We start from the raw sequence: 22,890 nt of genomic DNA, 5'->3' as shown, positions 1-22,890 counted from the left end.
CCTCGTGACGCAGATCCCCGCCACCGTCGTGACCTACCCCGACGGGGACGTCACCGGAACGGCGACCGTCGTGCACGCGGTGCTACTCGCCGACGGGCGGACGGGCATCGTCCTCGATCGCACTCCGTTCCACCCCGTCGACACCGCCTGGCCCGATCAGCCCGCCGACGTCGGCGTGCTGCGAAGCTCGTCCGGCGAGTTCCCCGTCGTCACCGCCCTGACCGGGGGAGTCCGCGAGGGCGACCTCGTCATCGGTTCGGACCTCCCGGTGCGCATGGGCGCCGAGGGCTGGACGTTCGTCGTCGTCCACGTCGTCGACGCGCCTGCCCCCGCCGTCGGCGAGAGCGTAGAGGCGTACGTCGATCCCGAGCTGCGCGCTGCGCTGTCCGCCGGGCACACCGCCTGCCACCTGGCATCCCTCGCCCTCGACGCCGCCCTCGCGGATGCGTGGACGAAGGAGGTTCCGACGGATGCCGCGGGTCACCCCGCGTTCGACATGCTCGCGATCCAGACGTCCCGCATCACGGCGTACGGCTCGACCGACGTCTACCGCATCGGCAAGTCGCTGCGCCGGAAGGGGTTCGACCCCGCTGCGCTCGACGACCTGCGCGCCGTCGAGGAGCGCGCGAACGCGACGCTCGCCAGCTGGGCCGAGACGCCCGGAGCCATCGGCATCCATCGCGGGGATCGCACCCTCGCCGGTCGGCGCACGTGGCGCTGCGAGCTGCCCGAAGGTGCCGTCGAGCTGCCGTGCGGCGGCACGCACCGGACCTCGCTCGCCGAGGTCGAGGCCATCACGGTCGCCCTGGCCTCGGCCGAGGTCCCCGGTGGCGTCGAGCTGACGATGACCACCGGCATCCGCCTCGCCCACTGACCCGCGCGGTCGTCCTGCGCCCCGCGCCCGCGCCCGCGCCCCGCGCTCCGCGCGCTCGAGCCGGCCTGTGCGCCGAATCACCACTCGAGCGCCGAATCACCACCGGCCTGCCCGCAATCCGGTGGTGATTCGGCAGCCCGTTGGTGATTCGGCGGATGTGAGCGAGGAGGCTCGCAGTCGCAGTCGCAGTCGCAGTGGCAGTGGCAGGCGCGCGGGCCGGCGCCGCCGCTCAGGCGGGCTGGGCGAGCACCGCGCGGGCGGACGTGGAGCGGTGCCGCGTGACGGCCAGCACGCTCGCGGCGATCGCGAGCACCGTCCAGACGACGAGGGCGATCGCGGCGGGGGCGCCGCCTCCGGCATCCGTCAATGCGGCCAGCATCGCCGTGTAGGCGGGCGCCGTCGGCAGGAGCCCGGCCACGTCGAGGAGCGTGCCCGGAACGGTGGAGACGATGCCCGTCGCGACCGCCAGGACACCCACGAGCACCGAGACCCAGCGCCCGATGCCGCCGAGGAGGGCGACGAGCGCGTGGTTCACCGCGGCGAACGCGACACCGGCGAGGACGCACATCGCCGCGAACAGCGCCCACGCGCCGAGGTCGTACCCGGCGGCGAGCTGGACGACACCCGCGACGAGCACGCCCTGCAGCGCGCCGACCGCGGCGCCCGGGGCGAGCGCGCGCAGCGCGAGCGCCGCGGACGACCGCCGCGACGAGAGCGCCGTGCGCGGGATCGCCTGCAGCACGACGAAGGACGCAAGGCCGCCGAACCAGAGGGCGAGCGTCGCGAGAAGCGGGACGGCCGAGGCCCCGAACAGCGACGTGCCGGTGCCGTCGGCGACGACGGGCTCGGCCACGACCGCGGCGAGGTCCTTCGCCTGCGCGTCGGTGTAGGAGGGTACGCCGTCGACCGCCTGGTCGAGGCCGCCGGCGAGGTCACCGGTGCCGTCGGCGAGCTTGCCGACGCCGGTCGACAGCTCGCCGGCCCCGGTCGCCAGCGCGCCGACGCCGTCGGCGAGCTGGTCCGTTCCGTCGGCGGCGGTCCCCGCGCCGCTGGCGAGGGCCTGAGCCCCGGTCGACAGCTGCCCCGCGCCCGAAGCGAGCTGGTCTGCGCCGCCCGCGAGCTGGTCGGCGCCGCCCGCGAGCTGGCGCACACCCGTCGCGGCTTGCCCTGCCCCGTCGGCGAGCCCGGCGGCTCCGGTGGACAGTTGGCCCGCCCCGCCGGCGAGCTGATCGGCGCCGTCGGCGAGCTGCCCCATCCCGGTCGCGAGCTGCTGGGCCGCGGCGGCGGAGGTCTGCAGCCCCTGCGTCAGGGTCGGTCCGAAGTTCGCGAGGGTGTCGATGTCCTTCGCGAGCTGCTCCGCGTCGCCGACGGTGGCCTGCAGGCCGGGGAGCGCCGTCGTCGCCTGGGCCGCGGCATCCGTCAGCGAATCGCACAGCTCGGCCCCCGCCACCGCGGGGTCGCAGGCCTCGGCGGCGGCCGAGATCGCCTCGACGGCGGCCGTGACCGCCTCGCGGTTCTGGGCGCCGTCGGCGGTGAGCGCCTTGATCCCGTCGACGATGCCGCTCGGGACCGCGGGGATGGCCGCGGTCTGCTCCGCCGCCTTCGTGAGCCCGTCGGCGAGTTCCTGCGTGCCGGAGGCGATCGGCCGCGCACCGGCGGCCCACTCGTCGAGGCCCGTCGAGGTCTTCGCCGCGCCGTCCGCGAGCTGGTCGGCGCCGTCCGCGAGCCGGTCGATGCCGTCCGCCGCGGTACCGGCACCGTCGGCGAGGCCGCGGGCGCCGTCGGCGATGCCGGTCGCGCCGGTGGAGAGCGCCCCCGCGCCCGACGCGATGCCGGACGCACCGGACGACAGCTGCCGCACGCCGTCGGCGAGCGAGTAGCCGCCGTCGGCCGCGGTCGTCGCGCCGTCGGCGAGCTGCGCGGCACCGTCGGCGGCGCTCGTCGCGCCGTCGGCCAGCTGCGTCGCACCGTCGGCGGCCTTGCCGAGCTGCTCGTTCAGGGTGGTGAAGCCGAGGAACACGTTCTCGAGGTAGGTCGTGGTCAGCTGTTCGCCGAGGACGGATGCCGCGGTGCTCGTCACCTGGTTGGTGATGGCGTCGTCGACGATGCGCGCGTCGGGGGAGGGCGTCAGCTCGATCGTCGCGCGCTCGGGCGTGCCGCCGGGGGCGGTCGAGGTGGCGGCGGCCGAGAAGTTCTCCGGGATGGTGACGATCGCGTCGTACGTGCCGTCCTCGAGGCCCTCCGTGGCGTCGTCCTCGTTGGAGATCGTCCACGTCAGGTTGCTGTCGAGGTCGTCGGAGCCTTCGACGAGTCCGGCCGTCAGGAGGCGCCCGAGGGGTGTCGTCTGCCCGTTCACCTCCACCGGCTCGTCGTTGTTGACGATGGCGGTGTTCATCGCGTCGAGCCGCTCGGTCGGGTTGTAGAGCGCCGCGACCAGGATGCCGCCGATCACGGCCGGCAGCAGGAGCACGCCGAGCAGCGTGAGCCACGAGACGGGCCGTCGGGTCTGTGCGCGTTCGAAGAGGAGAGTCATGAGGGGATCACCTGGGTGTCGGCGTCGGTCGTGCGGAGGGTGGGGGCGGTGAGGCGCAGGAGCTCGGGCCTCGGCCGGTAGGCGTCGCCCAGGAGGACCCGCGCCGCGTCGAGGTCGCGCGCCGAGGCGACGATCGTCAGCGCACCGGCCTTCGCGGCGACCGCGTTGGCGGCGTCGCGGAGGAGCGCGGCGGCCTGATCGCGGGATGCCCCGGTCAGGGTGTCGAGACCGGCGATCACGACGAAGCGCGTGCGCCCGGCGAGGGCGCTGCGCAGCTCGCTGAGGGGGGCGTCGGCGCCGGCGAGATCGGCGACCGAGACGTGGGCGCGGACCCACGGCGCGCGCCCGGGCAGCAGGTGCCCGGAGACCCGGAGGAGTCCGGCCGCCGGCTCGATGCGCCCGGCGACGGTCAGCAGGAACGCCCGCGAGACGTGCGGGTCGTCGGCGGTCACGAGGAGCGTGCCGCCGTCGTCGAGCCGGACGCTCGCGCCGGAGAACAGCACGAGGTCGGTGTCGGCGGTCTCGGCGCGGACCTCGAGGTCGTCGGCCGCCAGCGCGCCGCGGTAGTCCGGCTCGGGCCAGTCGGCGTGGCTGCGCTCGTGCTCGACCGCCTCGCCCTCGATGTCGACCTTGGGAAGCAGGCGTTCGAGCCAGCGCGGCATCCACCACGCCTTCTCGCCCAGCAGGGCCATGACTGCGGGGGTGAGGGTCATGCGCACGAGGAAGGCGTCGACGGCGATGCCGACGGCCAGCCCGAGGGCGATCGGTTTGATCGAGCTGTCGCCTTCGGGGACGAACGCCGCGAAGACGGCGAACATGATGACGGCCGCGGCCACGACGACGCGCGCCGAGGCGGTGAAGCCGGAGCGGACGGCGGCGACGGCGGTCGCGCGGTCGGCGCGGCCCCCGCGGGCGCGCACGGCGTGGACGAAGTCCTCCCGCATGCGCGAGACGAGGAAGACCTCGTAGTCCATCGCGAGGCCGAACAGCACGCCCATGAGGATGATCGGCATGAAGCTGATGACGGGGCCCGTCCGCGTGACGTGGAGGAGGTCGGCGAGCCAGCCCCACTCGAACACCGCGGCGACCGCGCCGAAGGCGGCGAGGATCGACAGCAGGTAGCCCAGGGTCGCCTTGAGCGGCACCCAGATGGACCGGAAGACGATCATCAGGAGGATGAAGGAGAGCCCGACGACGAAGACCCCGAAGGGCAGCAGGGCCGCGCCCAGACGATCGGAGACGTCGATGCCGACGGCGGTGTAGCCGGTCACCTTGAGGTCGACGCCGTACTCCTTCTCCCACTCGTCGTGGTGAGACCGCAGTTCGCGCACGAGGTCGGCGGTCGCGGGATCGTCGGGAGCCGTCGTCGGAACGATCTGGATGAGGCCCGTGTCGGCGGTCTCGTTCGGCGTGGCGAGCGCGACCCGCTCGACGCCGGGGATCGCCTCGACCTCCTTCTTCAGGTCTTCCATGAGGCCGAGCGGATCGGTCGAGGTGACGATCGTGCCGGTCATGACGAGCGGGCCGTTCGACCCGGCGCCGAAGTATTCGGCGTTGAGATCGTAGGCCTGACGCGCCTGGCTCGACGGCGGCTGGACGCCCGCGTTGGGCAGGGCGAGGTGCAGGCTCGCCGAGGGGATCGCCATCACGCCGAGTCCGACGATGACGGCGACCGTCGCAATGATCGGATGCCGCGTCACGAGCATCACCCAGCGGTTGGGCGGCATGACGGCCGGGGCCGCGGGCGCGGCATCCGTCGTGTCGGCCTCGGCCTCGGTCTCGTCGGCCTCCTTCTTGCGGCGTCGCGTCGGGACGCCGCGCTGCAGCATCCGTCCGCCCCAGCCGACGACGCGCCCCTTCGCGAAACCGAGCAGGGCGGGCGTCAGGCTGACGGCGACGGTGACCGCGACCGCGACGGCGACGGCGGCGGCGATGCCCATGGTCGACAGGAACGGGATGCCGGCGATGCTGAGGCCCACGAGGGCGATCATGACCGTCACCCCGGCGAACACGACCGCCGAGCCCGCGGTGCCCACGGCGCGGGCGGCGGACTCCTCGGGGTCCATGCCGGCGCGCACCTGATCCTGATGGCGCGACACGATGAACAGGGCGTAGTCGATGCCCACCGCGAGCCCCAGCATCACGGCGAGCATGGGGGTGGTCGACGAGATCGACGCGACCGCGGTCGACACGAAGATGAGGGCGATCGCGAGGGCGACGCCGATCAGCGCGCTGACGAGGGGGAACCAGGCGACGGCGAACGAGCGGAACGTCACGATGAGGACGAAGAGCGCGACAAGCACGCCGATCACCTCGACGATCGACAGGGCCGGGAGGGACGTCGCGAACAGGTCGCCGCCGAGCGCGGACTGGGCGCCCGCGGGGAGCCGGTCGTGGAAGTCGGCGGCGGCCTTCTCCACCGCCGAGATGGTCGCATCGGTCACCTCGGTGGACTGACCGTCGAACTGCATCTGGACGAGTGCGGCCCGCGCGTCGTCGGAGACGAGACCGTCGACCATCTCGTCGAAGGGCGAGGTCGCCGAGGTGACCCCGTCGATGTCGCCGAGCGTCGTCACGAGGTCGTCGATCTCGCCCCGCAGCGGCTGGTCCTCGACGCTCTCGCCCTCGGGCGCGACGACGATGAGCTGCGCGCTCGCGCCGCTCGCCTGCGGGAACGTGCGGTTCAGCAGCTCGAGACCCTGCTGCGCCTCGGTGCCCGGGATCGTGAAGGAGTTGTCGGTGCTCTTGGCGAAGAGGGCCACACCGCCGCCGACGATCCCGAGCAGGACGAGCCACGCGATGAGCACGCGCCAAGAGTGGCGGTAAGCCCATCGGCCGAGGGTGAAGAGGATGGTGGACACGGGCGCTCCTGGTCAGAGTCGGACGGGTTCGATACAGCGCTGTATCCGATACGCATGTGTATCGTAGACCCGCATTCCGGTGCCGAGCCTGAGGGGTGGGTGTGAGATGACGCGAAGCCGAGAGAACACGCGAGCGCGCCTGCTCGAGGCCGCGCACGAGGTGTTCGCCGAGGTCGGACTGGATGCGGCATCCGTCGAGGCGATCTGCGAGCGCGCCGGGTTCACCCGCGGCGCGTTCTACTCGAACTTCGAGTCGAAGGACGAGCTGTTCCTCGCCCTCATCACGCGGGTCTCCGAGGACAAGCTCGACGAGGTGTCGGTGCGCGTCCGGCGGCTCTCCGGCACCGACAGCCCGATCGACCTCGTCCGCCAGATCGCCGACATGTCGCTTGCGGAACGCATGGAGCCGCAGCTGCTCAGCGAGGTGCGGACGCAGGCGCTGCGCGACCCGCGACTGGCGGAGGCGTTCCTCGCGTGGCGGGCGCAGATGCTGGGCCGCATCGAGACGATCGTCCGCGACGTGAGCGAGCGCCACGGACTGCCGCTGCGGATGCCGGTGGCCGACGCGGCGTCGCTGCTGCTGGACGTGTCGGAGCAGTGCAGCGTGCAGGCGGCCCTCGAGCGGCTGTCGGAGCGCCAGGCGAACCGGGCGATGCAGTCGCGCCTCGAGCAGCTCGTGCCGCTGATGGTCGGCGAGGCCTGACGCCTACTCGGCGAGGATCGCGTGGCAGCGCTCGAGGCGAGCGAGCCACCAGTCCCGCCGCTCGGGCTCTGCGGCGTGGTCGTCGAGCAGCGCGGCGTCGGGGGTGACGCGACCGACCGGCAGCGCGCCGGACCGCGGCCGCAGCGGCTCCGCCGCGACGTCGGCGGCGAGCAGCGACGCGGTGCCCAGCCCGCAGTCGAAGGCGAGGTCGGGCAGGGCCGCGGCGAGGGCCGTGCCCATCGCCAGGCCCACCGAGGTGTCGAGGGCGCTCGAGACGACGGCCGGCAGCCCCGCCTCGGCGACGATCTCGAGCGCACGACGCACGCCGCCGAGGGGCTGCACCTTGATCACGAGGAGGTCCGCCGCGCCCGCGCGGGCGACGGCGACCGGGTCGTCCGCCTTGCGCACGCTCTCGTCGGCGGCGATCGGGATGTCCATCCAGCGGATGCGGGTGCGCAGCTCGGCGAGCTCGGGCACCGTTGCGCACGGCTGCTCGACGTACTCGAGGTCGAAGCCGGCGAGGGCGTGCACGGCGTGCTCGGCCTCGTCGACGTTCCACGCGCCGTTGGCGTCGATGCGGATGCGGCCCTCGGGTCCCATCGCGGCGCGCACCTCCCGCACGCGCGCCACGTCGTCGGCGAGGGTCTGCCCGGGCTCGGCGACCTTGACCTTCGCGGTGCGGCATCCGTCGAACCGGGCGAGCACCTCGGGGACGGATGCCGCGGCCACCGCCGGCACCGTCGCGTTCACCGGGACCGTGTCGCGCACCGCCGCGGGCGTGCGCTCCCAGCCGTACTCGATCGCGGCCTCGAGCCACGCCGCCGACTCGCGGTCGTCGTACTCGACGAAGGGCGAGAACTCGGCCCACCCCTCCGGTCCCTCGAGCAGCAGCGCCTCGCGGACGTCGATGCCGCGGAAGCGGGTGTGGAGCGGGAGGGCGACCACCCGCGCGCTCGCGCGCAGGTCGGCCAGCGGAGGCAGGTGCATGCCCCCATCCTGGCCCTCGTCGCGGTCGTGACGCCCGTGGTCGGCGGGCGGGTCCGCGATGCCGCGCCGGAAGTAGACTCGCGCGGGTGAGCAGCCCCCTCGCCCTCCGTCACCCGCTCGACGTCGAGTCCGTCCCGCGCCCCGCCCGGGCGCAGGCGCTGCTGGACGCGCTCGCCGAGCGGGTCGTGATCGCCGACGGCGCGATGGGCACGATGCTGCAGCGGCACGACCCGACGCTCGAGGACTACCGGCAGCTCGAGGGGTGCAACGAGATCCTCAACGTCTCGCGCCCCGACATGATCGCCGCCATCCACGACGAGTACCTCGCCACCGGGATCGACGCCATCGAGACCAACACGTTCGGGGCGAACTGGTCGAACCTGTCGGACTACGGCATCGACGACCGCATCCACGAGCTCGCCGCCGCCGGGGCGCGCATCGCGCGGGAACGCGTCGACGCCGCCGAGGCGCGCGACGGCCGCCTCCGCTGGGTGCTCGGATCCCTGGGCCCCGGCACGAAGCTCCCGAGCCTCGGTCACACGACCTACGACCACCTCAAGCAGACCTTCGCGCTGCAGGCGGAGGGCCTCATCGACGGGGGCGCCGACGCGCTGCTGATCGAGACGTCGCAGGACCTCCTGCAGACCAAGGCCGCCGTCAACGGTTGCAAGCAGGCGATCGTGAGTCGCGGCATCCGTCTGCCGATCCTCGTCGAGGTGACGGTCGAGACGACCGGCACGATGCTCATGGGGTCGGAGATCGGTGCGGCGCTCACGGCGCTCGAGCCCCTCGGCGTCGACGCGATCGGTCTCAACTGCGCGACCGGTCCCACCGAGATGAGCGAGCACCTGCGGCACCTGTCGAAGCATTCGACCGTCACGGTCGCGTGCATGCCGAACGCCGGGCTCCCCGTGCTGACCGCCGACGGGGCGCACTACCCGCTCACGCCGGACGAGCTCGCGACGGCGCACGAGCAGTTCGTCCGCGAGTTCGGGCTGGGACTGGTCGGCGGATGCTGCGGCACGACCCCCGAGCACATGGCCGCCGTCGTCGAGCGCCTGCGCCCGGTCGCCGCGCCCGCACCGCGGTCGCCCGTGACCGAGCCGGGGGTCGCGTCGCTGTACCAGCACGTGCCGTTCGACCAGGACACCGCCTACCTCGCGATCGGGGAGCGCACGAACGCGAACGGGTCGAAGGCCTTCCGCGAGGCGATGCTCGAGGGGCGGTGGGACGACTGCGTCGAGATCGCGCGGAACCAGATCCGCGTCGGCGCGCACCTCCTCGACGTCTGCGTCGACTACGTCGGTCGCGACGGGGTCGCGGACGTGCGCGAGATCGTGTCGCGGTTCGCCTCGGCATCCACTCTTCCGCTTGTCATCGACTCCACCGAGCCCGCCGTCCTGCAGGCGGGTCTCGAACTGATCGGCGGGCGTCCGGTCGTGAACTCGGTGAACTACGAGGACGGCGACGGGCCCACCAGCCGGTTCGGGCGGATCATGCCGCTCGTGAAGGAGCACGGCAGCGCCGTCATCGCCCTCACGATCGACGAGCAGGGGCAGGCGCGCACCGCCGTCGACAAGCTGCGCATCGCGTCGCGGCTCGTCGACGAGCTGGTCGGCGAGTGGGGGATGCGGGTCTCGGACATCGTCGTGGACTGTCTCACCTTCCCGATCGCGACCGGTCAGGAGGAGACGCGGCGCGACGCGATCGAGACGATCGAGGCGATCCGCGGACTCGTCGAGAAGTACCCGGGCATCAACACGACCCTCGGCGTCTCGAACGTGTCGTTCGGGCTGAACCCGGCGGCGCGGTCGGTACTCAACTCGGTCTTCCTGCACGAGGCGACGCAGGCGGGTCTCACGTCGGCGATCGTCGATGCGGCCAAGATCGTCCCGCTCGCCTCGATCCCCGAGGAGCAGCGGAAGGTCGCGCTCGACCTCGTGTGGGACCGGCGCGAGACGGATGCCGAGGGGAACGTCACCTACGACCCGCTCGCCGTCATGCTCGACATGTTCGCCGGGGTCGACACCACCGCCCTGCGCGACCAGCGCGCCGCCGAGCTCGCCGCCCTGCCCGTGGGGGAGCGGCTCGAGCGTCGCATCATCGACGGAGAGCTGAAGGGCCTCGAGGCCGACCTCGACCTCGCGCGCGAGGGCGGCATCGCCCCGCTCGAGATCATCAACGACCACCTGCTCGAGGGGATGAAGGTCGTCGGCGAGCGGTTCGGCGCCGGCCAGATGCAGCTGCCGTTCGTCCTGCAGTCCGCCGAGGTGATGAAGACCGCCGTCGCGCTGCTCGAACCCCACATGGAGCGCACCGACGCGTCGGGCAAGGGCACGATCGTGCTCGCGACCGTCCGCGGCGACGTGCACGACATCGGCAAGAACCTCGTCGACATCATCCTGACCAACAACGGCTACACCGTCGTGAACCTCGGCATCAAGCAGCCCATCGCCGACATCATCGCCGCCGCCGAGGAGCACGACGCCGACGTCATCGGCATGAGCGGCCTGCTCGTGAAGTCCACGGTCGTCATGAAGGAGAACCTCGAGGAGCTCGCCTCGCGCGGGCTCGCCGGCCGCTGGCCCGTGATCCTCGGCGGCGCGGCGCTGACCCGCGCCTACGTCGAGGACGACCTCGCCGGGATCTTCCCGGGCGAGGTCCGCTACGCGAAGGACGCCTTCGAGGGCCTCGCGCTCATGGAGCCCCTCGTGAAGATCGCCCGCGGGGCGGACCCGGCATCCGTCGGCCTCCCGCCGCTGAAGAAGCGCATCCACTCCGCGGGGTCGAAGCTCACCCTGACCGAGCCCGAGGCGATGCCCGGGCGGTCGGACGTGGCATCCGACAACCCCGTGCCGGCGCCGCCGTTCTGGGGCACCCGGATCGTGCGCGGTGTCGCGCTCGCCGACTACGCCGCCTTCCTCGACGAACGCGCGACGTTCATGGGGCAGTGGGGGCTGAAGCCCGGGCGCGGCGACGACGGCCTCACGTACGAGCAGCTCGTCGAGACCGAGGGGCGGCCGCGGCTGCGGTACTGGCTCGACCGCATCCTCGCCGAGGGCATGCTCGACGCGTCGGTCGCCTACGGCTACTTCCCCGTCGTCAGCGAGGGCGACGACGTCGTCGTGCTGCACCACGGCGCGGATGCCGCCGGTCGCCTCGGGGTGCCGGGGTTGCTCGCCCCCGACGGCGGGTCTGGGGGCGAGGTCGGCACTGAGCGGCTGCGGTTCTCGTTCCCGCGCCAGCGGCGCGACCGGCACCTCTGCCTCGCGGACTTCGTGCGCTCCCGCGAGTCGGGGCAGGTCGACGTGCTGCCCGTGCAGCTCGTGACGGCGGGAGCCCGGATCGATCAGGTCACCGCGAAGCTGTTCGCCGAGGACCGGTACCGCGACTACTACGAGCTCAACGGGCTCGTGATGCAGCTGACCGAGGCGCTCGCCGAGTTCTGGCACGCCCGCATCCGTGCCGAGCTCGGCTTCGCCGGCGAGGATCCCGCCGACACGGCCGGGCTGTTCAAGCTCGAGTACCGCGGCGCGCGCTTCTCGCTGGGGTACCCGGCGTGCCCCGACATGGAGGACCGGCGGAAGGTCGTCGAGCTGCTGCATCCCGAACGGATGGGGGTCGAGCTCAGCGAGGAACTGCAGCTGCATCCCGAGCAGTCGACGGATGCCTTCGTGTTCCACCACCCCGAGGCGAAGTACTTCTCGGTCTGACGGGCGCCCGGTGAGCGGGCCTCACAGGCGCGTGTAGCGGGCGCGGAAGAAGGCGTAGACGCCGTACGCGATCCAGCCGGCGCCCACGAGGACGAGCAGGATCTTGCCGGCGGGGAGGTCGGCGATCGTGCGCAGGGCTCCGTCGAGTCCACTGGACTTCTCGGGGTCGTTGGTCGCCGCGGCGAAGAGGAACAGGACGCCGACACCCGCCATCGCGACGCCGCGGGCGATGTAGCCGACGGTGCCGAGGATCCGCACGCCGCGGCCCGCGGTCCCGCCCGGCACGCTCAGGTCGCGCTCGAATCGACGCGTGACGCCCTTGACCACGAGGTACCCCGCGATGGCGATCAGCACGATCCCGATGGCGACGACGAGGAACACACCGCCGGGCGTCGAGAGCAGGCCCGCGGTGAGCGAGGTCGTCGAGCCCGAAGAGCTCGACGACCCGCCGACGGCGAACGTGCCCGCCGTGACGGCGAGGGCGAGGTAGACGAGCCCCTTCGCGCCGTTCTTGACGATGTGCACGGCGCGGTCCTTGCCGGAGTCGGCGCTGCGGTCGAGGACGGCGCTCAGCAGATGCCACAGCCCGAGGGCGGCCAGCCCGATCGTCACGGCCCACAGCAGGAAGACGCCGCCGGGGGCTGCGGCGAGCTGCGCGAGGGCGCCCGACTGGTCGGCCTCCTGTCCGCCGGCGCCGCCGAGGGCGATCGAGATGGCGATCACGCCGATGAGGATGTGGACGATCCCGCTCGCGGCGAAGCCCGCCCGGGCGAGGACGTGGACCGCCCGGCTGTTCTTGGCGTCGTGGGCCGCGCTCTTGGCTGTCGAGGTCATGGCGTCAGCCTAGGGATTGCGACCGCCGGCCACGCAGGGGTTGCGCTCCGCTGTACAGTGACGCGCGGGAGGGCGGATGACACCGACACTGCACGACGTCGCACGGGTGGCCGGCGTGTCGATCAAGACGGTGTCGAACGTCATCAACGGCCACCCTCATGTGCGGGCGTCGACGCGGGAGAAGGTGCAGCGGGCGATCGCGGAGCTCGGGTACACCCCCAACCTGACCGCCCGGAGCCTCCGCAGCGGACGGACGGGCGTCATCGCCCTCGCCGTGCCGGATCTCTCGTTCAGCTACTTCGCCGAGCTCGCGGGGATGGTCATCGCCCGCGCCGAGGAGCGCGGCGTCGTCGTGCTCGTCGAGCAGACCGGCGGGGAGCGCGACCGGGAACGCGAGCTGCTGCGCAGTCCCCGGCTCGGGCTGACGGACGGGCTCATCCTCAGTCCGCTGGGGTTGGAGGCATCCGACCTCGCCGACCGCCCGCGGACGTACCCGACGGTGCTGCTCGGCGAACGGGTCTACGAGGCGGCCATCGATCACGTGACCATGCGCAATACCGAGGCGGCGCAGGCGGCGACGGCGCATCTTCTGGCCGCGGGCCGTCAGCGCATCGCCGTGCTCGGCGCGCACGACGACGACGGCGCGGCAGGGCTGCGCCTGCGGGGTCACCGCGCAGCTCTCGCCGACGCGGGTGTCGCGCACGATCCGGGCCTGATCGTCGCGACGCGGTTCTGGGACCGGGCGGGCGGCGCCGACGCCGTCCGCGACCTGCTCGCGCGCGGCGTGGACTTCGACGCGGTGTTCGGGCTGAACGACACTCTCGCGCTCGGTGCGATCCGCGCGCTGCAGGAGGCGGGGCGACGCGTGCCCGACGAGGTGGCCGTCGTGGGGTTCGACGACCTCGACGAGGCGGCGTACGCGATTCCGTCGCTCACGACGATCGACCCGGGTCGGCGGTGGATCGCGCAGACCGCGGTCGACACGCTGCTGCGCCGGGTGGGGGATGCCGCGGGCGAAGCGCGCGTGGTGTCGGCACCCTTCGAGCTGCGCGTGCGGGAGTCCGCGCCGGCGCGCTGACGCTCGGCTGAGACCTTGACGACCGGCATCCGCGCCGTCATCATGAATTACAACGTTTACCGGTCCGACAAGAAAGCCCTACATGACCTCTGCACGCCTCATCGTCGACGCCGCAGCCCCCATCGGGGAGGTCCGCCGCAAGATCTTCGGCGGCTTCGTCGAGCACCTCGGCCGGCACATCTACGACGGCATCTTCGAGCCGGGTCATGAGACGGCGGATGCCGAGGGGTTCCGCACCGACGTCATCGACCTCGTCAAGGAGCTCGGGGTCGACACGATCCGCTACCCGGGCGGCAACTTCGTGTCGGGCTTCCGCTGGGAGGACTCGGTCGGTCCCGTCGCCGAGCGCCCGCGCCGCCTCGACCTGGCCTGGCACTCGACCGAGACCAACGAGGTCGGCCTGCACGAATTCTCGTCGTGGCTCGACAAGGTCGGCAGCGACCTGATGATGGCCGTGAACCTCGGCACGCGCGGCACGCTCGAGGCGATCGACCTGCTCGAGTACTGCAACATCCGCTCGGGCACGACCCTCAGCGACCAGCGCGTCGCGAACGGCGCGACCGAGCCCTTCGACATCCGTATGTGGTGCCTCGGTAACGAAATGGACGGCCTCTGGCAGCTGGGTCACCGCTCGGCGGAGGACTACGGCAAGCTCGCGTCCCGCACCGCGAAGGGGATGCGGCAGCTCGACCCGTCGATCCAGCTCGTCGTCTGCGGCTCGTCGGGTGCGACGATGCCGACGTTCGGCGAATGGGAGCGGGTCGTCCTCACCCACACGTACGACGACGTCGACCTGATCTCGTGCCACGCGTACTACGAGGAGAAGGACGGCGACATCGGCAGCTTCCTCGCCTCGGCGGTCGACATGGACCGCTTCATCGAGACGGTCGTCGCGACCGCCGACCACGTCGCGGCCGTCAAGCGGTCGTCGAAGAAGATCGACATCTCGTTCGACGAGTGGAACGTCTGGTACCTCTCGCGGTGGGAGAACGTCGAGAAGATCGACGGCATCGACAACTGGCCGGTCGCGCCGCGCCTGCTCGAAGACGTCTACTCGGTGGTGGATGCCGTGGTGTTCGGCAGCCTCATGATCTCGCTGCTCAAGCACGCCGACCGCGTCGCGAGCGCGTCGCTCGCGCAGCTCGTGAACGTCATCGCGCCGATCATGACCGAGCCGGGCGGACCGGCGTGGCGCCAGACGACGTTCTTCCCGTTCTCGCTCACGTCGCGCCTCGCGCAGGGCGAGGCGATGCGGGTGCTCGTCGACGCGCCGTCGTACGAGACCGCCGTGTTCGGCGAGGTGCCGCTCGTCGACGCCGTCGCCACGCACGAAGACGCCACGGGGCGGAGCGCCGTGTTCCTCGTCAACCGCAGCACGACCGAGTCGATCGAGGTCACCGTCGACGTGTCGGGCCTCGGTGCCACCTCGATCGCCGAGACGCACACGCTCTCGGACGACGACGTGTACGCGAAGAACACGCTCGACGACCGGGAGCGCGTCGCGCCGCGCGCGAACGACTCCGCCGCCCTCGACGGCGGCACCCTGACGATCACGCTGCCCCCGGTGTCGTGGACGGCGGTCGCGCTCGCCTGAGACGGGTGCGATCCGATGGCGAGTGACACAGGTTCCATGGCATCCCGCACGTGCTAGCACCGGGCACGGTGCCGCTCGGCAACGCCCGCGTGATCGGTTGGAACGAGCCGATCTGACTCACCGCCGGTAGGCGTCGACGACGAGGTCGCCGCGGATCCCACGCAGCGCGTCGCGGATCGCCGGAACCGTCTTCGTGCCCGCCGTCCGCAGTACGACATCGTGCGGGCCGAGGGGCTCGAGCCCGCCGGTGCGGACCCGCACGACCTCCCAGCCTGCGGCGCGCAGCAGCGCATCCTTGCGCCGATCGGATGCCTCCCGCTTCCCCACGTGCTCGAGCCCGTGCCGCCCCGGAGTGTCGTACTCGATCGCGACTCGCAGTTCGGGCAGCAGGATGTCGGGCCACACCTCGCGGTGCCGGAAGAACGGCCGCCCGACGCGCACCGCCGTCATCCCCTCGGTGAAGAGCAGGGCTTCGCTCAGCTGCAGGCGCAGTCGCCCTTCGGCAGCGGATGCCGGTCGCGGCGCGCACGCGCTGACGAACGGCTCGCCGACGGGCAGGTCGGGGGTCTTCTCGCAGACCGCGGGCGCCGCCCGCTTCGATCGCGGGGCCGGAGCGGGGGCCACCGGCATCCGCACCGCCTTGGCGCGGTCGACGGCCGCGAGCACCTGCGCGGCATCCACCCGCTCGATGACCTTCACCGGTCGCGGCGCCGCGAGGGCGGAGCACTCCGGGCACCACGCCGAGCGCCGCCGCACCCGTCCCGGCCGTTCGCGCTGCTCGGTGGGTGTCGCCGCGAACCGGTGGCCGGCCGTGCACTCCCAGCACAGCAGCACGTCGGCAGCGGGCGGGATCTGCGACAGCGAGATCCCCTCGTTGAGGTCGGGGTGGTACTGCCGCACGAGCTCGGGGTAGGCGGCCCACGCCGACCGGTAGGTGCCGACGGGGTAGGGCACGTCGACGCCGCGCGAGAACTGGCGCCGCTGCCACCACCACCGCACCGGTTCCGTCACCGTGCCGACGGTAGGCGGGGGCTCGGACACGGCATACTGCGAGGATGCGCCTGCTCCGGATCCTGCTCCTCGTCGCGGGACTCGCCGTCGTGCTGACGGGCTGCGTGTCGACGGCGGGTCTGGAGTCGGCGCGGACCCCGACGTCGTCACGCACGGCCGTGTCGTCACCCGACGACGCCCACGCGTGCACGGTGGCGGCGAGCGAGGACCTCCGCATCGGCAACTCTGTAGACGGGATGCCGGGACTCGACGACGTGTCGACGATGCAATGGAGCTCGGCGCGGGACGTGCGAGGCGACGGATCGTGCGCCCCGGCCAAGACGGAGCCTGGCTATCCGGCAGCGGCGTGCACCATGGCAGTCGGTGACACCCCGGCATACTCCGAGCCCGCCGACGACATGTTCGCGGCGGGAGCGACGGATCAGACGCCTGCGCGCGTCGGCGGTGAGACGGACGACGCCGTCGAGTTCGCCTATGCGGCATCCGTCTGGCGATTCGGATCAGCCAGGCAAGCTGCCGGTGCACCACTCGTGGGCCTCATCGCCTCGTGCGACGGCGCTGTCGATCGGTCGGAGGGTGGCGTCCTGCGCTACGACGTCCTCGAAGGTGACGAGCCGCACCTGAGGGTCACCGTCGTCGACTCCTCGGTGTTGCTGCTGCGCAGCATGCAGACGGCAGGAGGGAACGGGACGACCGGTCTCTCGACGGGTTCGGGGCTTCTGCCCGGCTCAGCCATCGATCACCTCGAAGAATGGTGGCTCGCGAACGTTGCGGACGTCCCGCGTCAGCCGTGACGTCCGCTCAGGCGACCTGCTGACCGCACATTCCGCAGACGCCGGTCGCGGAGACCTCGACGAAGCAGTCCGGGCACATCGCGCGCACGACGTCGAGCGAGGCCGCGGGGCGCTTCGGGGCGACGGTGCGCTCGGGGCGCGGCTTCGGGGCGGTGCCGCGCGGCTTGCCGGGCCGGGCGACCGACGGCGGGGGCGGCGGGGCGGTCTTCGGGGCGTGCTCGGCGCAGTAATACCGCACGAAGCCCGCGTGATTGTTGGGATGCCGGTGCTTCACGACCCACAGTTCGGTGCGCTCGCGCGGCTCGCTGCCGGCGGGGCAGCTCACGCAGCGGGTCGGTTCGCCGGGCACGGCCTCAGCCGCGAGCACGGGCGTCTCGAATGGAAGAGCGTCCCGCCAATCGGATGATCTCGTGATCTTCATGCGGGGGGTCCCTCCGCGGCGCTCGTCGGGGGTGAGGGCCGCCCTACAAGCTTCGCACGACGGCGACGGGTTCGGGCGTCCCGGGCACTGCGACGGGCGCCGAGACCGGCTTCACGCGGCGCAGCGAGCGCAGCAGGGGGCGTCCCACGAGCGCGATCCCGACGACGGTGGTGACCGCGCGCACGGTGTCCCATCCCGCCGTCGAAGTGACGAGCGAGTAGAGCAGGAAGCTCGCGAGGTTCTCGGTCAGCGGCGCGCCGGGGACGTAGGAGATCGACGTCCCCGCCCCGACGGCGAACGGCCAGAACCAGAGGTTCATGACCAGGCCGAACAGGTACGACGCGATCACCCCGTACCCCGCCAGCATCACGACTTCGCCGCGCGCCCGCACCCGCGCCGGCAGGAGAGCGGCGCCTGCCGCCACCCAGCCGCACGCGAACATCTGGAACGGCAGCCACGGCCCGACCCCGCCCCACACGAGCGACGACAGCAGCAGCGACGCGGCGCCCAGCAGCATCCCGAACCGTGCGCCGTAGGCGCGGCCGGCGAGGATCAGCAGGACGAACAGCGCCTCGACGCCGCCGACCCCGGTCGACGCGAGCCGGATCGCGCCGCCGATCGCGGCGAGCGTCGCCAGCAGCGCGAGCGTGTGGGCCGACCGGATCGACGCGTCGACCGCCGTCGCGACGAGCACGACCGCGAGAGGGGCGAGCGCGAGGGCGATGACGGGCGCCGCGGCCTGCGCCTGCGACGGTAGCGCGGCGGCCACGAGCGGCCACGCGAACGCGCCGGCCGCGAGCAGGTTGGCGGCGAGCAGAACGAGGCCGCGCGAGCGCGGGCGGGCGGGCGCGGCATCCGATCGTTCGCGGATTCGGACGACGTCGCGGGATGCGGATGCCGGGGGCACGTTCGATCCGAATCCCGCGACGATCTCCGAATCCGACGGCAGGCCGCCCGGACGCAGCACGCCGCCGTCGATCCGCACCGCGCGGTCGGCCAGCACGCCCGCGAGTTCCGCGTCGTGCGTCGCGAACACGACCGCGGCGCCCGAACCGGCTGTCCGCACCAGCGCCGCCGCGACGAGCGCGCGGGCGGCGGGGTCGAGGCCGCGCGTGGGCTCGTCGACGAGCAGGGCCGCGGGCCGCCGGGCGCGCTGGATCGCGATCGCGAGACACCGTCGCTGGCCGGCGGACAGATCGAGCGGATGCCGCCGGCTCAGCGCCGTCGCCGCGGGCGAGTCCGCGGGCACCCCGAGCAGGTCCAAAAACACCGCGGCGGTGCCGGTCGTGCGGGCCCGACGGTCGGCGTGACGGCACTCGGCCTCGACGGTGTCGCGCACGAAGAGGTCGTCCGAGGCGTCGGGCACGAGCGCGACGCGACCCGTCGCCCGGGCCCCCGGCGCGCCGAGGGCGAGCGCCGTGAGGAGGCTCGACTTGCCCGCGCCGTTCGGTCCCTGCACGGCGACGATTTCGCCCGCCGCGACGCGGAGGTCCGCGCCGTCGCCCGCGACCCGCGCGCCGTGGCGGACGGTCACCCCGTGCGCCTCGAGGACGGTCGCGCCGACCTGCCGCGCGCCCGCACGGGGCAGCGGCACCTCCTCCCGCCGCCCGACGCCGACGACGCCGTCCGCGACGCCCGCGAACTCGTCCGCGCGGTGCTCGGCAACGACGACGCACACGCCCGACCGGCGAGCGAGATCCGTGAGCAGCGCGACGATCCGGGCGCGGGCGGCGGTGTCGAGATCCGCGAGCGGCTCGTCGACGAGCAGCAGTGCCGGGGCGTCGACGACGGCCGCCGCGATCGCGACGAGGGTCGCCTCACCGGCCGACAGCTCGCGCACGCGGCGGTCGAGGAGCGCCGTCACCCCGACGCGCTCCGCGGTCTCGGCGACCCGCGCATCGATCTCGGGGGTCGCCGCGCCGCGCAGGTCGAGCGCCAGTCCGATCTCGTCGCGGACGCGCTCGGCGGCGAACCCCTGACGCGGGTCCTGCAGCACGACCCCGACCGACCGGGCGGTGTCCCTCGGCAGCCGCGCGGCGCGCGGCATCCCGACCACGTCGATCGTCCCGGCGCTCCATCCGCCGTCGGTCGTCGTGTGCAGACCGGCGAGTCCGCGCAGGAGGGTGCTCTTGCCGGCGCCCGTGGGACCGACGACGAGGGTGAGCGTGCCGGCGGTCAGGTCGAGCCGGTCGACGGCCGCGACCGTCCGATCGCCGAAGCCCCACGCGGCGCCGTCGAGGCGCACGACGGGGTCGGCCTGCGCGACCGCTCCCGCGCCGGCGTACCCGCGCAGTTCGAGCGCGGTTCCGAGGGCGACGGCGCGCTGCAGGGTGCGCTCGAGCACCGGGGCGAGCAGCCGCACGCCGGCGCGCTCGCCGCGAAGGCGCGCGGCCCGTCGCGCGGCGCGCACCGCGTCGGCCAGCGCCGGGAGCGTCGCCCAGGCGAGCGCGAGGGCGCGCGCGAGGCCCTGCACCGGGCCGCGACGTGCGCCGCGCGCGAGAAGTCGCGGCACGTCGAGCACCGCGACGAGCGCGCCGACGATCAGGAGCGGCACCGCGATGGGCAGAGCGGATGCCGCGGCCTCCGCGATCCCGCCGGCGGTCACCGGGCCGAGCACCTCGACATGCGCGAACGGCGCGGGCAGGCGCCAGGACGGCAGGTCGAGGAGGAGCGTCCCGCCGCCGTCGGCACCGCCGAACAGGACGCGGTACAGCACCCGGACCACGACGAACCCGGCCGCGACGGCGGTCGCGGCCCGCAGCGGTCCGGGTCGGACGGTCACGGCGTCGGCGCCGCCGGTTCGCCGTCGAGCGAGAAGAGCAGTTCGAGGCTCTCGCCAGGGGAGAGCTGCAGGGTCGCGATGCCCTCCTGCGCGAAGCCCCACTCCGCGTCGGCGGACGGGCGCACCCACAGACCCCAGTACGCGAAGCCGGCGGGCATGCTCTCGCAGGACTCGACGTAGTCGGGGTCCTCGGTCGATCCGACGGGCTCGTCGGCTGCGGGCAGGCCGTTCACGCGGCAGACGATGGCGTCACCGTACTCGGTCGTCCCCTCGAGCTCGACCCCGGCGGCGGCGAGGGCGTCGGTCGCGCCGATCGGCTCGTCGGCCGGCACGCACGTGTCGAGCGCGACCTCGTCCGCGCCCGGCAGGTTCCCGCCATCGACGATGACGGTCACCCCGGAGTCGGCGGTGCACGTCGCGGTGGGCGGCGTCGGCGACGGCGAGCCGGGATCGGCCTTCGGCGCGGCGGGCGCGCAGGCGGACAGGGTGAGCGCCAGCACGGCGGCGGCGAGGGCGGGGAGGGCACGGGACATCACCGCTCCAGGGTAGGGGTGTGGGGCTCCTCGCGACGGCGCGTGTGACGCTGCGCGGCATCCGCTCGGCTCGGCCCCGCGCGTAGGCTGGCCGGGTGACCGTCTCCGAGCTCTTCGACCCGGCGGAGTGGACTGCGGCGCCCGGCGCCGAGGCCTACACCGACATCACCGCGCACGTCTCGACGGACGGGCGGATCGCGCGTATCGCGTTCGACCGGCCGGAGGTGCGCAACGCCTTCCGCCCGCACACCGTCGACGAGCTGTACCGCGCCCTCGACACGGCGCGGCAGGACCCGAGGATCGGCGTCGTGCTGCTGACCGGCAACGGTCCGAGCCCGAAGGACGGCGGGTGGGCGTTCTGCTCCGGCGGCGACCAGCGCATCCGCGGTCGCGACGGCTACACCTACGCCGCTGACGATGCGACGACTCCGGATCCCGCGCGGGCGGGACGCCTGCACATCCTCGAGGTGCAGCGCCTCATCCGGTTCATGCCGAAGGTCGTCATCGCCGTCATCCCCGGCTGGGCGGCCGGCGGCGGGCACTCGCTGCACATCGTCTGCGACCTCTCGATCGCCAGCGCCGAGCACGGGCGTTTCAAGCAGACCGATGCGGATGTCGGGTCGTTCGACGCCGGCTACGGCTCGGCGTACATGGCGCGTCAGGTGGGCCAGAAGGTCGCGCGCGAGGTGTTCTTCCTCGCCGAGGAGTACTCGGCGCAGCGCGCGTACGAGATGGGCGCCGTCAACCGCGTCGTGCCGCACGCCGACCTCGAGCGCGAGGCGATCTCGATGGCCCGGACGATCCTCGGCAAGTCGCCCACGGCGATCCGCATGCTGAAGTTCGCGTTCAACGCGATCGACGACGGGATGGTCGGCCAGCAGGTGTTCGCCGGTGAGGCGACGCGGCTCGCCTACGGCACCGACGAGGCCGTCGAGGGCCGCGACGCGTTCCTCGAGAAGCGCGACCCGGACTGGTCGCCGTACCCGTACCACTTCTGAGTCCCACGATGCAGCTGCGCCCGCTCGACTCCGCCGATCCCCGCGACGTGCTGCGGGCGCTGCGCTCCGCGGTGCTCGGTGCGGGGCCTGCGGTCGCGCTCGGCGCGGCATCCGATCTTCCGACCGACGTCCCCGCGGGCACGGCCGTCGTCGTCACGACGAGCGGATCGACGGGCTACCCCAAGTCGGTCGCGCTCAGCCGGTCGGCGCTGACCTCGTCGGCGCTCGCGACCGCCGAGCGGATCGGCAGCGGCGCCTGGCTGCTCGCCCTGCCCGCGACCTACGTCGCCGGCGTGCAGGTCATGGTGCGCGCGCTCGTCGCCGGGCGCGACCCGGCGATCCTCGCAGGCTCGTTCACGGCGCAGACCTTCACCGCCGCCGCATCGGCGATGGCCGCAAGCGACGGCGGGCGCCGCATCCCGACGTACACGTCACTCGTGCCGGCGCAGGTGCAGACGCTGGTCGAGGCGGGGGAGAGGGATGCCGCGGTCGCCCGCGCGTTCGCCTCGTTCGAGGCCGTGCTCGTCGGCGGGCAGGCCCTACCGCCCGCGCTCTCCGAACGGGCCGCGGCCCTCGGCGCCCGGGTCGTCCGCACCTACGGGTCGACCGAGACGAGCGGCGGCTGCGTCTACGACGGGCGGCCGCTCGAGGGCGTGCGCATGCGGATCGCAGACGGCGAGGTGCAGCTGAGCGGCCCGACGCTCGCCGACGGCTACCTCGGCGAGCCCGAGCTCACCGCCGAGGTGTTCGTGCGCGACGCGGACGGGACCCGCTGGTACCGCACGGGCGACACCGGGTCCGTCGAGGACGGCGTGCTGCGGGTGACGGGGCGCCGCGACAACGTCATCGTCTCCGGCGGGGTGAACGTTTCGCTCGACCGGGTCGAGCAGGCCGTGCGCACCGTGCCGGGGCTCGAGGGCGCCGTGATCGTGCCGACGACGGACGAGCGGTGGGGCGCGGCATCCGTCGTCGTCCTCTCGCGGGCGGCGCTCGCCGACCGAACCGAGCCCGACGTGCTCGACGAGGCGCGCCGCGTCGTCGCCGCGGCGATCGGTGCGCCGGCGCGACCGCGCGAGCTGCTCGTGCTCGACGCGGTGCCGTTGACGACGAGCGGCAAGCCCGACCGGGCGCTGCTCCGACGGCTGCTGGCGGAGGACGAATAGGATCCTTGCTC

Annotated in this window: 16 protein-coding genes; 8 read left to right on the top strand and 8 right to left on the bottom strand. The window is 73.2% G+C overall.

Annotated features, from left to right (window positions below; genetic code table 11):
• Positions 1-4: 4 nt before the first annotated feature.
• On the top strand, positions 5-874 hold the full coding sequence (locus AB0P29_RS04605; RefSeq protein ID WP_363378855.1) for a metal-dependent hydrolase: 870 nt from the start codon (positions 5-7) through the stop codon (positions 872-874).
• 229 nt (positions 875-1,103) lie between these two features.
• On the opposite strand, the gene AB0P29_RS04600 is transcribed toward AB0P29_RS04605, so the two are convergent.
• Together AB0P29_RS04600 and AB0P29_RS04595 are read right to left on the bottom strand one after the other, a co-directional pair.
• Complete coding sequence (locus tag AB0P29_RS04600; protein ID WP_363378853.1) at positions 1,104-3,407, bottom strand: YhgE/Pip domain-containing protein; 2,304 nt, start codon at positions 3,405-3,407, stop codon at positions 1,104-1,106.
• Positions 3,404-6,268, bottom strand: a complete 2,865-nt coding sequence (locus tag AB0P29_RS04595) for an MMPL family transporter (RefSeq protein WP_363378851.1) — start codon at positions 6,266-6,268, stop codon at positions 3,404-3,406. The genes AB0P29_RS04600 and AB0P29_RS04595 overlap by 4 nt, the downstream gene beginning before the upstream one ends.
• A gap of 106 nt (positions 6,269-6,374) precedes the next feature.
• On the opposite strand from AB0P29_RS04595, the gene AB0P29_RS04590 reads away from it, so the two are divergent.
• Positions 6,375-6,971: a helix-turn-helix domain-containing protein gene (locus AB0P29_RS04590; protein ID WP_363378849.1), complete on the top strand. Its 597-nt coding sequence runs from the start codon at positions 6,375-6,377 to the stop codon at positions 6,969-6,971.
• Between the two features lie 3 nt (positions 6,972-6,974).
• On the opposite strand, the gene AB0P29_RS04585 is transcribed toward AB0P29_RS04590, so the two are convergent.
• Positions 6,975-7,958, bottom strand: coding sequence for an o-succinylbenzoate synthase (locus tag AB0P29_RS04585; RefSeq protein WP_363378847.1), 984 nt, complete (start codon positions 7,956-7,958; stop codon positions 6,975-6,977).
• A gap of 86 nt (positions 7,959-8,044) precedes the next feature.
• On the opposite strand from AB0P29_RS04585, the gene metH reads away from it, so the two are divergent.
• Positions 8,045-11,671 carry a methionine synthase gene (metH, locus tag AB0P29_RS04580; RefSeq protein ID WP_363378845.1) on the top strand — a complete coding sequence of 1,209 codons (3,627 nt, stop codon included), beginning with the start codon at positions 8,045-8,047 and terminating at the stop codon, positions 11,669-11,671.
• Positions 11,672-11,692: 21 nt separating this feature from the next.
• On the opposite strand, the gene AB0P29_RS04575 is transcribed toward metH, so the two are convergent.
• Positions 11,693-12,505, bottom strand: a complete 813-nt coding sequence (locus AB0P29_RS04575; RefSeq protein WP_363378843.1) for a DUF1206 domain-containing protein — start codon at positions 12,503-12,505, stop codon at positions 11,693-11,695.
• A gap of 76 nt (positions 12,506-12,581) precedes the next feature.
• Between AB0P29_RS04575 and AB0P29_RS04570 the strand changes: the two genes are divergently transcribed.
• Both AB0P29_RS04570 and AB0P29_RS04565 read left to right on the top strand, forming a co-directional pair.
• Positions 12,582-13,583 (top strand): LacI family DNA-binding transcriptional regulator, encoded by a 1,002-nt coding sequence (locus tag AB0P29_RS04570; RefSeq protein ID WP_363378841.1) that lies wholly within the window; start codon positions 12,582-12,584, stop codon positions 13,581-13,583.
• 82 nt (positions 13,584-13,665) lie between these two features.
• Positions 13,666-15,177 (top strand): alpha-N-arabinofuranosidase, encoded by a 1,512-nt coding sequence (locus AB0P29_RS04565; protein ID WP_363378840.1) that lies wholly within the window; start codon positions 13,666-13,668, stop codon positions 15,175-15,177.
• Positions 15,178-15,294: 117 nt separating this feature from the next.
• Here the strand turns inward: AB0P29_RS04565 and AB0P29_RS04560 are convergent, their stop codons facing one another.
• Positions 15,295-16,188, bottom strand: a complete 894-nt coding sequence (locus AB0P29_RS04560) for a zinc-ribbon domain-containing protein (RefSeq protein WP_363378838.1) — start codon at positions 16,186-16,188, stop codon at positions 15,295-15,297.
• Between the two features lie 44 nt (positions 16,189-16,232).
• Between AB0P29_RS04560 and AB0P29_RS04555 the strand changes: the two genes are divergently transcribed.
• The gene (locus tag AB0P29_RS04555) at positions 16,233-16,982 is read left to right on the top strand and encodes a hypothetical protein (protein ID WP_363378836.1); all 750 of its coding nucleotides are present in this window, start codon (positions 16,233-16,235) and stop codon (positions 16,980-16,982) included.
• A 7-nt stretch (positions 16,983-16,989) separates the two neighbouring features.
• Here AB0P29_RS04555 and AB0P29_RS04550 read toward each other — a convergent pair whose 3' ends face one another.
• The 3 genes from AB0P29_RS04550 to AB0P29_RS04540 are packed head-to-tail and all read right to left on the bottom strand — an operon-like array spanning position 16,990 to position 20,718.
• On the bottom strand, positions 16,990-17,403 hold the full coding sequence (locus AB0P29_RS04550) for a glucose-6-phosphate dehydrogenase (RefSeq protein WP_363378834.1): 414 nt from the start codon (positions 17,401-17,403) through the stop codon (positions 16,990-16,992).
• Positions 17,404-17,446: 43 nt separating this feature from the next.
• Complete coding sequence (locus AB0P29_RS04545) at positions 17,447-20,185, bottom strand: ABC transporter ATP-binding protein (RefSeq protein WP_363378832.1); 2,739 nt, start codon at positions 20,183-20,185, stop codon at positions 17,447-17,449.
• Positions 20,182-20,718: a hypothetical protein gene (locus AB0P29_RS04540; RefSeq protein ID WP_363378830.1), complete on the bottom strand. Its 537-nt coding sequence runs from the start codon at positions 20,716-20,718 to the stop codon at positions 20,182-20,184. Before AB0P29_RS04540 ends, AB0P29_RS04545 begins: the two co-directional genes overlap by 4 nt.
• A gap of 95 nt (positions 20,719-20,813) precedes the next feature.
• Between AB0P29_RS04540 and AB0P29_RS04535 the strand changes: the two genes are divergently transcribed.
• Both AB0P29_RS04535 and AB0P29_RS04530 read left to right on the top strand, forming a co-directional pair.
• Entirely contained in the window at positions 20,814-21,716 is a 903-nt protein-coding gene (locus tag AB0P29_RS04535) for a 1,4-dihydroxy-2-naphthoyl-CoA synthase (RefSeq protein WP_359919597.1), read from the top strand.
• 8 nt (positions 21,717-21,724) lie between these two features.
• Entirely contained in the window at positions 21,725-22,879 is a 1,155-nt protein-coding gene (locus AB0P29_RS04530; protein WP_363378828.1) for an AMP-binding protein, read from the top strand.
• Positions 22,880-22,890 lie beyond the last annotated feature (11 nt).

It is taken from the genome of Microbacterium sp. NPDC080220 (assembly GCF_040686395.1).
In the GTDB taxonomy this organism is placed as follows: Bacteria; Actinomycetota; Actinomycetes; order Actinomycetales; family Microbacteriaceae; genus Microbacterium; species Microbacterium gawkjiense.
The sequence above is the reverse complement of the archived record's forward strand: the minus strand, read 5'-3'. Positions and strand labels throughout refer to the sequence as shown.

Coding starts and splice junctions, on each gene's coding strand:
- AB0P29_RS04550 (WP_363378834.1), bottom strand. CDS start 17,403: ATGAAGATCACGAGATCATCCGATTGGCGGGACGCTCTTCCATTCGAG.
- AB0P29_RS04585 (WP_363378847.1), bottom strand. CDS start 7,958: ATGCACCTGCCTCCGCTGGCCGACCTGCGCGCGAGCGCGCGGGTGGTC.
- AB0P29_RS04555 (WP_363378836.1), top strand. CDS start 16,233: ATGCGCCTGCTCCGGATCCTGCTCCTCGTCGCGGGACTCGCCGTCGTG.
- AB0P29_RS04575 (WP_363378843.1), bottom strand. CDS start 12,505: ATGACCTCGACAGCCAAGAGCGCGGCCCACGACGCCAAGAACAGCCGG.
- AB0P29_RS04540 (WP_363378830.1), bottom strand. CDS start 20,718: ATGTCCCGTGCCCTCCCCGCCCTCGCCGCCGCCGTGCTGGCGCTCACC.
- AB0P29_RS04565 (WP_363378840.1), top strand. CDS start 13,666: ATGACCTCTGCACGCCTCATCGTCGACGCCGCAGCCCCCATCGGGGAG.
- AB0P29_RS04570 (WP_363378841.1), top strand. CDS start 12,582: ATGACACCGACACTGCACGACGTCGCACGGGTGGCCGGCGTGTCGATC.
- AB0P29_RS04530 (WP_363378828.1), top strand. CDS start 21,725: ATGCAGCTGCGCCCGCTCGACTCCGCCGATCCCCGCGACGTGCTGCGG.
- AB0P29_RS04600 (WP_363378853.1), bottom strand. CDS start 3,407: ATGACTCTCCTCTTCGAACGCGCACAGACCCGACGGCCCGTCTCGTGG.
- AB0P29_RS04590 (WP_363378849.1), top strand. CDS start 6,375: ATGACGCGAAGCCGAGAGAACACGCGAGCGCGCCTGCTCGAGGCCGCG.